Origin of the sequence: Octadecabacter algicola, assembly GCF_021532625.1 — a bacterium.
Lineage (GTDB): Bacteria > Pseudomonadota > Alphaproteobacteria > Rhodobacterales > Rhodobacteraceae > Octadecabacter > Octadecabacter algicola.
The window spans coordinates 943,319-957,988 of sequence record NZ_JAKGAR010000001.1; the positions used below are offsets into that span (position 1 = coordinate 943,319).

Below are 14,670 nucleotides of genomic sequence, written 5' to 3' on the forward strand. Positions count from 1 at the left end.
CGCGACCGCATGACAGGTCGCCAGAACTGGGAGGACTTCCTATGAAACGGGGCACTAAATCTATGGTACCAAAAGGATTTTCGCGGCGTAGCGTGTTGCAAGGCAGCGCGGCAATCGGGGTTGCATCGGTGATTGGTGGTACTTTGGGCTTGGCCAAAAACGCGCGCGCGCAGCCCGCGAACGTGCATTATGAATTGGCGATTGATTTCCTTGACGATGCGCGGGTCTACAACGGCAATTTGCTCGGCCCGACGATGCGTATTCGCCCGGGCGACACATTAGATGTGGATCTCATCAACAATTTGCCTGCCTTGCATGACGATTGCACCGACAATCACAACCAAGAGCACGGGCTGAATACGACCAACTTCCACACACACGGGCTGCATGTTTCCCCAAGCACAGACAGCACCGGTGAGTTCGACGCGGACAATGTCTTCGTCAGCCTTGTTCCAGAAGATCAGATCGTAGCCTGCGAAGAGGTCTGCGGTGTCGATGTGAAAACGATGTTCCGCTACGGGAGCAATAGGTTCCGTTTTGAGCTTCCGGACGATCACATCACCGGAACGTTTTGGTATCACGCCCACAAACATGGCTCTACCGCAGTGCAGGTCGGTGATGGGCTGGCTGGACCGTTGATCGTCGAGGACGAGCCCGGGGTCATGCCCGACTACATTGAGCAGGCCGTTGAGCGGATTTTCTTTGTCACCAATCGCGGCATGATGCTGGTTGATGAACAGGGCGGCGGTGAGATGAACCCGGAGATCACCATGCGTCCGGGTGAAGTACAGCGCTGGCGCGTGATCAACGGGACAGGCAATGGCACAGATTTCGCCTTTATGCGCCCGAACATCGCAAACCTAGAGATGCATCTGATTGCGTTTGATGGGGTCACGCAGGATCGTCGCATCCCCGTTGACTATGAGGCCCTTGATGAGCCTTGGTTTAACCCGTCCGCGCTTGCGTCTGGCAACCGCGCGGATTTTATCGTGCGGGCACCTTCTGTAGCGGAGCCGCGTGATACGCTGAGGAGCACCAACCTTTCGCGGGTGGTCGACATGCCCATCAAGATCGAAGGGGCACCAGTCGATGCGCTTTGGTCCAACGAGGACACGCTCCCCGGGCGCGGGGCTTATCCCGTTCGACGATACTGAACTGCCCAAGCGCGAAATCGACTTCACCCGCAACCAGACCATTAACCGCGAAGCCTTTGACGGTGAGCTGAAGCAAACGATGACCCTCGGAACCGCCGAAGCATGGACGGTGGGCAACAACACTCAGGTGATGCATGTCTACCATATCCATGTGAACCCGTTCTTCATCACACATATCAACGGCGAGGCATTGCCCGAAGGCAGCCCATTGGCCCGTTGGCAGGATACCCTTGGTGGGGACGTTGGATTCAAGACGCGCTTTGAGAAGTTCACCGGCTCGTTCGTCATCCACTGTCACGTGCTGCCCCATGAAGACAACGGAATGATGCAAATCGTCGAAGTTGTGGAGGCATAACCGCGCCTCGATACTACGTGCGGTTCTGGACGCGCCGCACGTTTGAAAATCTCACCCATAAATCGCCGAAAATCTTGCGGCGGAACGTACCACCCTTGAACGATCGTTTTGTAGAGGACTGAAGATGAAACTCACCGCCGCCGTAACCGTCGCTTTCACGGCACTCGCCAGCACCGCAACAGCAGAGTCTGTCGAAGTCATGTTGTCCGACCGTCTTGATGGAAACCTTGATTTTTATTGCCTCGACATCTCTGGCAGTAAAGAAAATGCAAACGTTGAACGGGGCCTTCAGACCCATACCTGCTATGGCTATCAGGGTGAGGCTGGTATTGATCAGGTGTTTGACGTGGCAAGCGTCGAGGAGGGCAAGCTTTACATGCCCGAATGGGACGTTTGCGCGACTGTTTCTGACCTTGCTGCTGGCGCAGGCATCGAATTGGCGGCTTGCGACGGTGGTGAGACGCAAAACATCACGCTGACCGAAGACGGACATTTGTCTCCGGTCTCTGCAATGGAATTGTGTTTCACCGCCGGAGAAGAAACAACGCGCGGTCGCGGCGGAACCTCCGACCACCAGATCAAATCGCTGACGCTTCAAGCCTGTGGCGACGACCTTGCCCAATACCAAGCATGGGAACTGCGCGCCGAATAACGGCGACGGCTCCCTTTCAAAGCTCGCTCAGCGGAGCGGGCTTTCCCTCAAGCGTGAGCATGCATGTCTCGACAGCTGGGCTCGCAGATTAGCAAATCACAGTCACTCGGACGTTCATTATGAAATCAGTTACGTATAAATCCCTTACCCTCAGCGCTCTGTTTGCATCGGGTGTTTTCCTGCCGACATTTGCGAGCAGCGAAGACCTGAGCATCGACACCTCGCGTACTTTTTCCTCCGGCGCCTCCCATTTATGTGTCTTGGATGAGGATCAACAGGCCGTCTGTTGGGGGTCCAGCGGCAGCGTTGGCACGCCTGATGACCCGTTTGTCAAAGTGGCCGGTGGCGGCCGCCAAAGCATCGGCCTGAACGCGGCTGGCACCCCGAGCTGTTGGGGCAACTACAAAGAGCTTTGCCCAAGCGATCAGACCTTTATCGATGTCGACGCCGGTTACTACCACGCCTGCGGAATTGACACCGCGGGGGCATTAGTCTGTTGGGGTGATACCGGAAACGAAAACGCGGTCGCCGAGCTATTCAACCCTCCGCAAGGCGAGTACGTCTATGTGACGAATGGCTGGTTCCACGCCTGCGCTTTGACGGCTCAAGGCGGAGTGGACTGCTGGGGGGAAGACACCCGCAGCAAGCTCGACGTGCCTGAGGGCGTGGTCTTTACCCAAATCTCCGCAGGCCGTGAATTTACCTGTGGCTTGGACACCGATCAAGCGATGCACTGCTGGGGTGAGCCGCGTAATGATCGGGGACAAGCGCAAGCTTTGGAGGGGCGTTTTCAACAGATCTCCGCAGGCTATTTTCACTACTGCGCTCTAACGCTTGATAATCAGGTCCTGTGTCGGGGCCGTGTATTTGATGAACCATCCGGCCCCCTCCAATCGCCTGCCGATCCCACCGCTGCCCCTGAAGGGGCCTTTTCAGCCTTGCCCGCAAAGCTCGGCTACGCCCACAGCTGCGCCATTGAAACCGACACGAACGATGTTGTCTGCTGGGGCGCTGACTATGGTGGCCAACAAAGTGATCTCCCAGAGGTCAATGCGCAGTATCCATAGCGAGCCAGTATCGCGAAAGGATTACAGAACTAAACAGTCGCGCAGAAAAACGCATACCCTGTGCAGGGCACCGAATGGTGGCGCTGCGTGGACGGCGCTAATTGGCGCGCTATCAATGGCCTTGAAACACCAGATGGTCTGTTCTTGCCAGATCACCCAGTCCTCCATGTCTTTTGGGACGATGCTACAGCCTTTTCCGCGTGGGCCGGCGGGCGATTACCTTCGGAAGTAGAATGGGAACACGCCGCCCACCTTCAAGGTGCTCAAAGGGGGGCATTTCTTTGCCACTGCAGCTATTGCTACCGCTATCGCATCGCCACACGCACTGGCAACGCGCCCGATAGCACGACAACGCATCAAGTTTTTCGCGTTGTCTGGAATGAACCTTCACAAGAAGGTCGGTAACTTTCGAACCGCAAAGTCAATTGGTTTGTGTTGTCGTCGTGACGTGTTCAAATTAGGAAAACTGCCGGTAAGTGTTACCGGAAGCTTCAGGGTATTTCGTGCTTATCACAGTATTCGAACACTTTTCTTTTGATCTAGGTTTGCAGGCTTTCCTTAAAAACTGGAAAAGCCCAATCTGCGATGATGCCGTGCAGTTGGACAAAACTTTACTTTCGACGCACCGCAGACACTATTGGGCGTCGCAGCATTGCGAATGGCGCGGTGGTTCCTCGTCAGTCTGCTTCCAAACCTACTTCAGATTCATCGACCAACCAAAGTCGCTCGACACTCCTTATCCCAAGCCGTGTTTTTGAGTTGGTCCAGTAAGTCTTGTTTGGCATTTGCCGCTGCTTCTGCATGAGTACCAAAGGCGGCGAATTCATCGGGCTGCAGCTCAAAATCGTCCAACTCTTGGCGCACATACAGGGCAAAATCCTCAGGCGGCAAAGTCTGTCGCGCTTTCTCCAGAAGGCCCGTGTGCACCCAGTTGGAAACCTGTTGGCCCTCACTCACGACACTCCGCCCATCACGTCCAAACAGCAAAGCATACAGAATTCCCAGCCGCCAAAGCTCAGGCCCCGAGAACCCCGTACGATCTAGGAAAGATCTGAGCACAGTATCACGCGAATAGCTTTCGTGCTCCCCGTCGCGCAACAGGCAATAATTCCGAAGCTGTTCCGAGCAGTTACTATCGCGCTCGGCAAGGTACTCTAGGAAATAGCTTAGCGGGCCCGCGCCTTCTGAGTTTCCCGAAAACAAAAGGCTGTGTTGACGCAGTGTCGCATTCCAGCCGTCAATAACATCTTTGACTTCTTTTGTTACGTCGATGCCTTTGTTTGACAGCTTCTCGATGAATTCTCTCTCGGAAAGAAAACTGGAACGCAACTGAAAGACGAGGCTAATACCGTTGGCCTTGAGGCTGAAAATATCATTGCGAAGCGTGTCTGCCAGTCTCTTCAAGCCAGCGGCAACATCATCTTGCCCCCAAGACTTAATCTTGACCAAGCCTGGTATTTTGTCAGCGACGTCTTTCGCCGCAAGTTTTGGAATACGAGCAACGGAGATCATATCATCCATCAAAAGCGTCACCGGTACATCAGACATAGCAACGTTTTTGGGGAAACGAATGACTTCACCGTAAAAGCTGATCTCGACGTCGTTGACGGTAGTCTTTATGGCCTTAATTATCGGCATTTGCACTGCGGGATAGACTTCGCCCACTCCAATATCTGTGCCCGCAGGTCGCTTATCCAAAATCGCGCGGTGCTCATCATTTAGAAACCGATCGAAAATCAACAAGGGCCCCCGCACTCCGTCTATTGTTATTCGGCGCAAGCTGTATCTTGAAACAACCCAAAAGGCAGAACTGTCTTCTTCCCAAAATACCCTTAATCGGTTGTGTTCTTGCAGGTTGTGTAAGTCGCGCAGTGCGTCATGGCCCGCGTTTAGTTTCGCGGTGCCAGGCGGCATGCGAAACGGCATCCTAAACCGGTCTTTGCCCTTTTGGCTCCACGCAGCCAAGCCCCGCAATTGGTTTTCTACATCGCGGCCCTGACGTCCAATATACTTGAATGCCGGGATGTCTGACACATGCAGCCTGCTTTCAGGTTTTTGGTCAGACAAGGACCAAAGGTCCAAGTTCTTACGGTTGATCAACCAAACATACTTCGACGAGTCATGGCCGGCATCATATGCAGGCCCGAGGTCCCATTGAGGAGATTCCCTTACGATCAAGCGCCCATTAGGGCTTATTGCCAACGAATTCGGAGCTCCCCAAGGCGAGAACTCGATAGGGTGATATGACGGCTTCTGCGCATCGACATCGAACGATATGACACCGACGCTGTTGCCTAGAATCTCGTCCTTCAATCGGTCTCCCCATTCTGATGACGAGAGGCCCCAAATCTGTCCTCCTTCATCTTCAAACACGCGGCTCCCAACATACACACGTCCGGGTGGGTAAGGAAAAGTATCGAGCGGAACTTCGCGATACCTTTGCGCAATAGCCCCCCAACCAAACAGCCACTTCTTCTTCAGCTGGGGTGCAAAAAGGGGATTGGTTTGCCAAAGCACCTCAAGCGTTTTCGCATTCAAAAAAGAAATAAAGCGATTGGATTGTTGAACAGCGAGCATGCCGTTTTTGGGCAGATGCGTGATCGTATTCGCACGAAATGGAAGAAGGCTCCGGCGTATCTCTTCGCCGGTTGAACTGTCAAAAACTGCCAATTGCGTTGAATCTGTTTCTTGCGCGCGATCACGCAGTGATGAAGCAAGGCAAAACAGGTTTCCTTCGGCTTCGACAACATCGCTAACATGAGTGTCTTGAAACGGGCGCAACACAAACCTACGGGACATGTCATCATTCATGACGTCCACGAATTCCATGCTGTGTTGACCAAAATCTCGAATATAAATGTGCATCTCTAACCTTGGTCACTGACGTATGTTCATTCTGATGTCATCTTAACAGCTTCCCAAATGCAAGTTTGATCTGCCGCCATCCTAGGCCCTCGTTGGCGCAGCTCATCCAAAGCCGACATCTGCGCATGACCACGCATTGATCAAAGTGGGCTCTATGCCGCCGTTAGATCGAACGCAGCCTATTGCTCAACAAACCCGTCCAAACGAGCTATTAAAGGCCCAAGCCGGGTTTTCACCAAAGGGTCAATATGCTGCGATAAAAGCCCCAATAGCGGGCCTTCATCACATGTGCGGGAATTGAAGAAGTCCTTACAATAACATCACAGCGTTTGTAACCGTTTGGACGGTCGCAAAGCCGGCACGAACGGACATTCGCGGCAAGTGCAAGTTCTAGGCTTAGTCAAATACGCTACGCGAAGTTACAAAGTTAGGTGAAGAGCTATCGCATGACAAATGGGTTGCTCATGGGCTGATCAGAGGTATTGATCCACACGGTCTGCGTTCGCGTGTAATCTTCGATGGCCCCTACCCCTGCTTCGCGCCCGTAACCGGACTGGTTATATCCACCAAAGGGCGCGATAGGTGAAACTGCCCGGTAGGTATTCACCCAGCAGATACCCGACTTAATCTTTGCAGAGACGCGATGCGCCCGTGCAATGTTTTGCGTGAACAGGCCTGATCCGAGGCCGAAGGGGGTGTCATTCGCAAGTGCAATCGCTTCTTCCTCTGTGTCAAAAGCCAGTAACGACATGACAGGCCCGAACATTTCCACTTTCAGTGTTTCTGTGTCAGGCTGGAAACATTCCACAAGCGTTGGCGACATGAAGTTGCCGGGTCGGTCCAGTGGAGCGCCACCGAACCTAATGTGTGCCCCTTGGGCTTTCGCCGTGGCTAGCGTTTTTTCGATCGTCTCAATCTGCGCCTTTGTGCAAAGCGGGCCGATGTGGGTCGTCGCCGCGAGCGGGTCACCGATCTGCACCGCTTTCATCTTGGCCTCGATCCGCGTGGCAAGATCATCAAGGATTGAGCGATGTACAATTCCACGCGTCCCCGCCACGCAACTTTGCCCCGACGCGCCAAAATTACCTGCGATGAGCCCGTTGGCGGCACCATCTAGATCAGCGTCGTCGAAGACGATGATTGGGGACTTACCACCAAGCTCTAACGTGGTGACCGCAAAGTTCTCTGCCGAGTTTCTGACCACATGGCGGGCGGTCTCAGGTCCCCCGGTAAATGCGATGCGATCAACATCAGGATGCCGCGTCAGCGGTATCGCACAGTTTTCCGCATCGCCTGTCACAACGGATACAACACCAGGTGGAAAACCCGCTTCTTCGATCAGCTTTGCAAATTCTAACATCGGTGCGGGGGCCATTTCCGACGCCTTCAGAACCACCGTGCATCCCGCAGCCAAAGCTGGACCAAGCTTTGTCGCCGTTAGGAACATCTGTGCGTTCCAAGGTACGATGGCCGCAACAACACCAATCGGTTCGCGCCGTGTAAAGACGTGCATATCAGGCTTATCGATGGGCAAAACGGCACCTTCGATCTTATCAGCAAGCCCAGCATAGTAACGGTAGTAGTCACCGACATAAGCCGTTTGACTTGCGGTTTCAGCAAGCAATTTACCGCTATCTGTCGTCTCGATCGCACCGATCGCCTGCGCGTTTTCTTCCACAAGGTCAGCGAGGCGGCTCAGCATTTTTCCCCGCGCCGTCTGCGTGATGTCACACCATGCGGGATCGCCCAAAGCACGTCTGGCGGCGTGGATCGCACGCTCAATATCTTGCGGCGCTGCACAGGCGAAAGTCGCCCATGGCTCACCCGTTGCTGGGTTCTCGGTGGTCATGACTTGACCTGTTGCGCCTTCGGTCCAAGCACCGTCGATGAAGAGCTGAAAGTGTTTCATGTGCGGCCTTTCTCAATGAAACTTCGGCATGACGTCGTCGATGAACCGTGCAAGCGAAGCCTTTTTCCGTTCAAAAGACATGCCACTGTCGATCCAGAATGAAAATTCGTCATAACCCAAGTCTTCGATCGACTTGAGACGATCCGTCACTTGTTCGGCTGTTCCTATCGTCAAATCACGAGCGAGGTTTTCGGGAGACATCATTTTGTTCGCCGCGATTTCTGCGTCACTAAGTTCTTTGATCAGGCCCTGTGTCACGGGGCGCTTGTTCTGAAACCATGCCCCGAAATAGTTATAAAATCGGGACAGCTCTTGCGCCGCTTGCCTAGCATCGTCGCTATTGGAGGCGACGTAAGTGTGATGAAGCAGCATGATCTTTGGGCGCGGGCCATCGTAGGTATCGCATGCGTCGTTGAACCGCCCAATGAGTGTTTCGATTTCCTCCATGCCCTGCCAAAGCGGCGTACATTGAATGTTAAAGCCATTGTGGACGCCAAATTCGTGACTGTTAGGATCGCGCGCGGCAATCCAAATTGGCGGGCCGCCGACTTGCGCCGGTTTCGGCGCAGAGGTGGTCGCGGGAAACTGAAAGAAATCCCCTTCATGCGCACAATCGCCTTCCCATAATTTTGGTAAAAGTGGCGTAACCTCCCGCATCCTTTGACCCGCTTCCCAAGCATCCATGCCCGGCACAAGACGTTCGTATTCGTAAGAATAGGCACCGCGCGCCACGCCAAGTTCGATCCGCCCGCCGGTCATCAAATCCGCAGATGCGGCCTCGCCGGCCAATTTGATCGGATGCCAGAACGGCGCAATGACTGTTCCCGTTCCAAGGCGCACGTTCCTAGTGTGGTGTGACAGGTTCACAAGCGACATCAATGGATTTGGGGCGATGGTGAAATCCATACCATGATGTTCACCTGTCCAAACTGCGCGCATTCCCGCATCATCAGCCATCTGGCAAAGTACGATGAACTCCTCCTGCAGTTTTTCTTGAGAGGCCTCCGCGCTTTGGCGTTCCATATGGGCGAAAAGGGAAAACTCCATAATGTGCTCCTTTGGTCAGGCTGAAATTGGATCGTCGTTAAGGTTGAAATACTGACCGCCTGCATAACCAAGCCCCGTGCCATCAGCGTGCGCATAGGCTTTCACACGTCCGATCAAGACAAGGTGATCGCCCGCTTCCACGCGTTGCTCCGCGGCGCAAGAAAACTGCGCCAGCGCATCCGTAATAAGAGGCAGGTCAAGTGCATTCGTATCGTGGGCGACTTTGGCAAACCGCTCTTCATGATCGCCAGCGAAGATTTCAGAGATATTTTTTTGACGTGCCTCCAGCACGTTAACTGCAAAGTGACTGCAGCTGGCAAAGGTGTCATAGCTGGATAAGCTTTTGCTCGGACACACCAGCAGAAGTGGCGGATCAAGTGACACCGAAGTGAAAGAATTCGCAGTAAAGCCGACCGGAATACCAGCATCGGTACGAGCGGTAACCACTGTGACGCCGGTTATAAAACTGCCAAAGGCATTTCGAAGGGCACTACGGTCATGCAGGCTCATGACGACACCTCGGAAATTAGGGAAACTAGGGCGGCGTTAACTTCATTGGGATGTGTCATTGGCATCATATGCGCCGCACCATCGACAATGATTGATCGCCCCTTAGGCGCCAACGCAGCCATTGCTTTGGACATCGCAGGTGTAGAGTTGGGTTCCTCAGAACCAGTGATAAATAATGCGGGGCAAGTTACCTGTGAAAGGCCTTTACGATCCGGACTCTGGCTGGTTGCAAAGGCGGTGTAGGCGCATTTGTAAGCGGCCGGGTTAACATCGCTAAGCCAACTGGCACAGGCCTCACGCGCGTCGGAGGCGGCGGTACCGAACCACCGCTCCAAAGTCGGTGTCTGATCTGTTATCGATTTTCCGTCCAGCTGTGCAGCGCGTCCTTGCACAAACTTTTGCGCTGGCTGGCTACGTTCAAAAATAGCGTTCAAAGCGGCAACCCCTTTCACCAAGTCAGGGGCGCGGCTGGCCAACTCTAAGGCAAGCATTGCGCCCATTGAATGCCCAACCACAATGGCAGGCGCATCCAGATCCTTAAGCAAGTCCAGCGCAGCGAGTGCATAGTCCTCTAGCGACATTTTATCGCCGCTCCATGGGCTTTCCCCATGACCGGCCATATCCGGTGCAACGATCCGTGCTGGTAGATCTAACTGTGCACCCCAAGCTTCGGCCCGCAGACCAACACCGTGCAATAACAGCAGTGTTGGTCCTGCGCCGCGGGTCACCGCGGCAAGTCCGCTTAGGTTAGACCGAGGCTGGGTTGTCCAGGTCATGGCCTAGATCCTTTAGATCCTGATAGCGGTCGCCAATACGATGATGTGGACGACCATTCATCGCGGCACCCAGAACCACGGCGATTTCATCGTCTCGCGGTGCGTCTGGAATGGCGAATTGGATAGTAAGATAGTGAGACCGACGCCCTGCATCATTCTTATCCATGAGCGGCACCATAATCGGTGCATTTGGTCCGCCACGGGTATTTGTGAATGCCAGGTACGATTTCGCACCAACCGCTTCGCGGTAGAAGTTCCCAAACCGCAGTGTGTGGATCAGGCCAGAGGCATGTTCTATTTCGCCATTAACGCCAACCACAGCCGCCTTGCCATAAGCTTCGATTGCCTCGCCTGATCCGGCAAGAGCGATCATGCGTTTGGTCATCATTTCACCCAGAATGGGACCAAAGGCGTGAATTTCAGGTTTTAGATCTTCGACGAAACGGCCCGCCCAGGGATTCTTGACGATGGCTGCCACTGCAAACATCCGCCATGGGGTATCTGCGGGCTTAAAGCCTTCGATTAAGACCTCTTCGTCATAGGTTACAATCTTACGAATTTCCGGCTGCATTTCTTTATCCTTGCGTTGTGATTTGAGCCTACGGAATGCAATTGGTTTTTGACAAACGAAGGATTCATCGGCTTAGTCATTAGAAAGACTAATAGGTAGCTTGCCCACATGCGACGAAGCACTCCCCCTCTCACTTGGTTCCGCTCTTTCGAAGCCGCTGCGCGAAATCTCAGCTTCACGGCTGCGGCAGATGAAATCGGCCTAACCCAATCTGCCGTGAGTCAGCAGGTAAAGTCCCTAGAATCGCGCCTTGGCGTTCCTTTGTTTCTGCGAAAACCAAGAAGCCTCGCGCTGACTGACGAAGGTCGCAAACTGCTCCCTCAGGTGGCCACGGCCCTTGGATCGCTTGCCGCAGCAACCGAAACCTTTGACAGAGGTATCGATACAAAGGTGCTAACCGTGACAACCTCGGTCAGTGTTGCCCAATGGTGTATTTCTCCCCGCTTGAGTGATTTTACTCAGAAACACCCGAACATCAGTGTGCGCCTTCTGAGCGCTGTGTGGCCAGATGATTTCCAAACGAGCCAAGCTGATGTTGAAATACGATTTGGAACAGCTGCCCAGGCTGGCGAGGATGCCACATCTCTCGGTCCCAATCGCTTGGTTGCAGTTAAGTCACCGCGCTTAGAAGGCGGACTGAAAGACTTGCCACTCATTGAAGTAGTCGGGACCTCGACGGGATGGAATGCTTGGCAAAAACAATTTAGCACACTTAGAAAACCCGTCATTTTCGCTGACACTTATGGGTTGGCCCTTCAATTGGCTGAAGACGGCAACGGTGTCACTCTTACTAGTGAATTCCTAGCTGCCACAGCTTTGAGTACTGGCGCATTGGAACAGATCGGCGACGGCTTCATTGAAGCCAAAGAAGGGTATTTTCTGTCGTTCAATACGAAAGCTGATGGTGCTAGTACTTTTGCCGATTGGATCAAGGAAAGTATGGCAGATCTAGCGTGTTCGTAGCCACCAACAAAGAAATTTACTCGAAACGCATTTTGTCCTTCTGATCATCTTAAGGTTCTCGCCCCTCGTCAATAAATGATGAAATCAGAAAGCAATTTCGGACTACAAAACTGAGATTCAAAAGCTTCGATCTCAACATCTGCCTTGTGATCTTGGGCACTCCAATTTTCATTTGCAGAGAAGGTCCGGTTTCCGCTCTCACCTACAACCCTGAACTCGGCTTTCGGGACGAACCTCAACTGTCGAAACCTCATCCAAGAATCCGGCCCACCAATCCGCCACCCCCTCAAAGTCGCTGACTTTATTTACCTTATCACCGGATTTGAGGTTTCGAATCTTAGTGTCGCTAAGGGGCACGGTGGGGTACGCTGCTGGACGTCACAAAACAGCGCTGGACAAACAATCTCGACATTCACCCTATAAACAAGGCTCAATCGGATGTTCTCGGATCAATCTGGATGGTAAAGTGGTGCCCCCACACGGACTCGAACCGCGGACCTACTGATTACAAATCAGTTGCTCTACCAGCTGAGCTATAGGGGCACTGGGCGGTCGTTTAAGGGAGAGTTTCGGGACACGCAAGAGGGTCTTTGAGGATTTTCTCACATCATCGCAGGTTCCACTGCTGCCAATTCCCCCCTATGCTCGTTTTCAACAGTAAACAGTTCCAAAGACAGGCCCAATTTTATGCAAATCGTCTATCATATCGGCGCCAATTGCACGGATCAGGATCGTTTGTTGAAATCTGTTCTCAAGAACGCCGAGACCCTTGCAAATCAAGGTGCGAAGGTCCCTGGACCCGGCAAGTACAGACGCCTTATTCGCGAAACAATTCAAGCACTTGATGGAAAACCACCCGCAGAAGATACACGCGAAATCTTACTAGATGCGATTCTTGATGACGAGCAATGCAACCGACTTGTGATGAGCCATGCGCAGTTTATGTGTGTGCATCGGCGTGTCTTTGAGGAAGGAATCTTTTACACTTTGGCGGAAGATAAGCTCACGGGCTTGGCCAACCTCTTTCCCGAAGATGATATCGAAATTTTTCTTGGGATTCGGAACCCAGCAACATTTATTCCCGCTGTTTTCAACGACTCGAATGTCGATGATCTTGAGTCGTTCCTGAACGGCTTTGATCCGATGCAATTGCGATGGTCTGATTTGATCGCCCGCATCCGAAAAATCCTGCCTAATGCGTCGGTAACGGTGTGGTGTAATGAGGATACCCCGATGATTTGGGCGCAACTGATCCGAGAACTCGGCGGTATTGATCCATTGGTGAAAATCACAGGTGGTTTCGATTTGCTAAGCGCGATCATGAGCCCTGACGGAATGAAGAAATTTGTGACCTATCTGCGCGCGAACCCGCCACAAACGGAATCACAGAAGCGGCGGATCATCGCAGCCTTCTTAGAAAAGTACGCGCTTGAAGACGAAGTCGAAGATGAAATCGACCTCCCCGGATGGACTGAGGACACCGTGGCCACATTAACCGCCAGTTACGATGATGACGTCTATCGTATCGAACGGATGGACGGGGTGACTTTCATTGCCCCTTAATCCACGCACTTTCATGCAATGCGATGTGTTCAGCACAACGCCGAAGGGCGGCAACGGGCTGGCCGTTGTACTTGATGGTGACGGTTTGGACGATGAGGCCATGCAGGGGTTTGCACGCTGGACGAACCTCGCGGAGACGACGTTCGTTCGGCCACCCAGTCATCCTGATGCAGACTACGACATTCGTATTTTCACGGCCCAACGTGAATTGCCGTTCGCAGGTCACCCGACCTTAGGAACAGCGACCTGTTGGCTTGAGGCCGGTAACACCCCAAAGGCGGACGGTGTGATACGTCAGAACTGCGGTGTGGGGATTGTGGACATTGACTTAACCGGTGATCAGCCTGCGTTTGTGGCGCCCCCGACGGCGATTTCAATCTTACCTGATCGTATCATGGATTCTTTGGTTGATGCCTTCGGCTTTGATGCAACGCGCGTGCTTGGTGGCGCGGTCTTGGACAACGGCCCAGTTTGGCACGTTCTGGAATTGACCGATGCCAATGATCTGTTGGATTTGGATGCGAGCAAAATCTCGGCAGACGACAGCTTGAACGGGTTCGCCGTTGGCTTGATCGCCCCCCATGCCAAAGGCGATGTGGCGTTTGAAGTTCGGATGTTTGATCTTAAGCGCGGCGCCCATGAGGACCCGATCACTGGATCATTGAATGCCGCACTGGCCCATTGGCTGCAATCACAGGGCCGCGTGCAGCAGCCCTATGTCGTGGCGCAAGGAAGTTGTATTCACCGCACTGGCCGCGTTCATGTGATCCCGAACGATGCGGGGGAAATCCGCATCGGTGGGCATACCAATATACTGATAAAAGGCACTGTGACGCTCTGAACGAGATCACAGCAATGCGCCTTACATGCCGAGCGCTTCTTTATACATTTCCAACACCGCTTCTTCTTCTGCGATGTCGTTTTGATCGCGCTTACGCAGTGCAATCACCTTACGCATGACTTTGGTGTCGTAGCCGCGGCCTTTCGCTTCTGCCATGACCTCTTTTTGCTGCTCAGCAAGGTCTTTCTTTTCAGCATCCAGACGTTCGATCCGTTCGATGAACTGACGCAATTCGTCGGCTGTTACGCGGTAGCTGGTATCGGAAGACATATCGGACATATCGGGCCTCATCTGGGGGTACATGAATAGGGTCGGCCCCTTCCCTAACCGCCCCCGCCCAACTCGGCAAGCGGTTGCGTGCGTGATGCTGACACGATACGCAGCGCCATCACTGCGG

At 53.4% G+C, this 14,670-nt stretch carries 15 protein-coding genes and 1 tRNA gene; 8 read left to right on the plus strand and 8 right to left on the minus strand.

The genetic code is table 11. The features are described from left to right. Positions 1-41 precede the first annotated feature (41 nt). From L0666_RS04615 to L0666_RS04635, 5 genes are all read left to right on the plus strand, one after another. Complete coding sequence (locus L0666_RS04615) at positions 42-1,154, plus strand: multicopper oxidase domain-containing protein (protein ID WP_235259147.1); 1,113 nt, start codon at positions 42-44, stop codon at positions 1,152-1,154. Further along, a complete protein-coding gene (locus L0666_RS04620) occupies positions 1,090-1,509 on the plus strand; it encodes a multicopper oxidase domain-containing protein (protein ID WP_235259148.1) in 420 nt (139 codons plus the stop codon). Before L0666_RS04615 ends, L0666_RS04620 begins: the two co-directional genes overlap by 65 nt. 124 nt (positions 1,510-1,633) lie before the next feature. After that, positions 1,634-2,161 carry a ricin-type beta-trefoil lectin domain protein gene (locus tag L0666_RS04625; RefSeq protein WP_235259149.1) on the plus strand — a complete coding sequence of 176 codons (528 nt, stop codon included), beginning with the start codon at positions 1,634-1,636 and terminating at the stop codon, positions 2,159-2,161. Between the two features lie 119 nt (positions 2,162-2,280). Continuing rightward, positions 2,281-3,228, plus strand: coding sequence for an RCC1 domain-containing protein (locus tag L0666_RS04630; RefSeq protein ID WP_235259150.1), 948 nt, complete (start codon positions 2,281-2,283; stop codon positions 3,226-3,228). Positions 3,229-3,288: 60 nt separating this feature from the next. Next, complete coding sequence (locus L0666_RS04635) at positions 3,289-3,633, plus strand: SUMF1/EgtB/PvdO family nonheme iron enzyme (protein ID WP_336246267.1); 345 nt, start codon at positions 3,289-3,291, stop codon at positions 3,631-3,633. Between the two features lie 300 nt (positions 3,634-3,933). On the opposite strand, the gene L0666_RS04640 is transcribed toward L0666_RS04635, so the two are convergent. The 6 genes from L0666_RS04640 to L0666_RS04665 form a co-directional block, all read right to left on the minus strand. Further along, a complete protein-coding gene (locus tag L0666_RS04640; protein ID WP_235259152.1) occupies positions 3,934-6,093 on the minus strand; it encodes a hypothetical protein in 2,160 nt (719 codons plus the stop codon). A 439-nt stretch (positions 6,094-6,532) separates the two neighbouring features. Next, a complete protein-coding gene (locus L0666_RS04645; protein ID WP_235259153.1) occupies positions 6,533-8,002 on the minus strand; it encodes an aldehyde dehydrogenase in 1,470 nt (489 codons plus the stop codon). Between the two features lie 12 nt (positions 8,003-8,014). Then, complete coding sequence (locus L0666_RS04650; protein WP_235259154.1) at positions 8,015-9,049, minus strand: LLM class flavin-dependent oxidoreductase; 1,035 nt, start codon at positions 9,047-9,049, stop codon at positions 8,015-8,017. 15 nt (positions 9,050-9,064) lie between these two features. After that, the gene (locus L0666_RS04655) at positions 9,065-9,559 is read right to left on the minus strand and encodes a flavin reductase family protein (protein WP_235259155.1); all 495 of its coding nucleotides are present in this window, start codon (positions 9,557-9,559) and stop codon (positions 9,065-9,067) included. After that, positions 9,556-10,335: an alpha/beta fold hydrolase gene (locus L0666_RS04660; RefSeq protein ID WP_235259156.1), complete on the minus strand. Its 780-nt coding sequence runs from the start codon at positions 10,333-10,335 to the stop codon at positions 9,556-9,558. The genes L0666_RS04655 and L0666_RS04660 overlap by 4 nt, the downstream gene beginning before the upstream one ends. Further along, positions 10,307-10,906 carry an amino acid synthesis family protein gene (locus L0666_RS04665; RefSeq protein ID WP_235259157.1) on the minus strand — a complete coding sequence of 200 codons (600 nt, stop codon included), beginning with the start codon at positions 10,904-10,906 and terminating at the stop codon, positions 10,307-10,309. The genes L0666_RS04660 and L0666_RS04665 overlap by 29 nt, the downstream gene beginning before the upstream one ends. A 108-nt stretch (positions 10,907-11,014) precedes the next feature. Between L0666_RS04665 and L0666_RS04670 the strand changes: the two genes are divergently transcribed. Then, positions 11,015-11,869, plus strand: a complete 855-nt coding sequence (locus tag L0666_RS04670) for a LysR family transcriptional regulator (RefSeq protein ID WP_235259158.1) — start codon at positions 11,015-11,017, stop codon at positions 11,867-11,869. A gap of 467 nt (positions 11,870-12,336) precedes the next feature. Here the strand turns inward: L0666_RS04670 and L0666_RS04675 are convergent. Beyond that, positions 12,337-12,412: transfer RNA gene (locus L0666_RS04675), tRNA-Thr, on the minus strand. A 144-nt stretch (positions 12,413-12,556) separates the two neighbouring features. Here L0666_RS04675 and L0666_RS04680 point away from each other — a divergent pair. Next, on the plus strand, positions 12,557-13,432 hold the full coding sequence (locus L0666_RS04680) for a hypothetical protein (RefSeq protein WP_235259159.1): 876 nt from the start codon (positions 12,557-12,559) through the stop codon (positions 13,430-13,432). A gap of 25 nt (positions 13,433-13,457) precedes the next feature. After that, complete coding sequence (locus tag L0666_RS04685; protein ID WP_235259160.1) at positions 13,458-14,273, plus strand: PhzF family phenazine biosynthesis protein; 816 nt, start codon at positions 13,458-13,460, stop codon at positions 14,271-14,273. A 21-nt stretch (positions 14,274-14,294) separates the two neighbouring features. Here L0666_RS04685 and L0666_RS04690 read toward each other — a convergent pair whose 3' ends face one another. Beyond that, positions 14,295-14,552 carry a DUF2312 domain-containing protein gene (locus tag L0666_RS04690; RefSeq protein WP_216036584.1) on the minus strand — a complete coding sequence of 86 codons (258 nt, stop codon included), beginning with the start codon at positions 14,550-14,552 and terminating at the stop codon, positions 14,295-14,297. Positions 14,553-14,670: the final 118 nt, after the last annotated feature.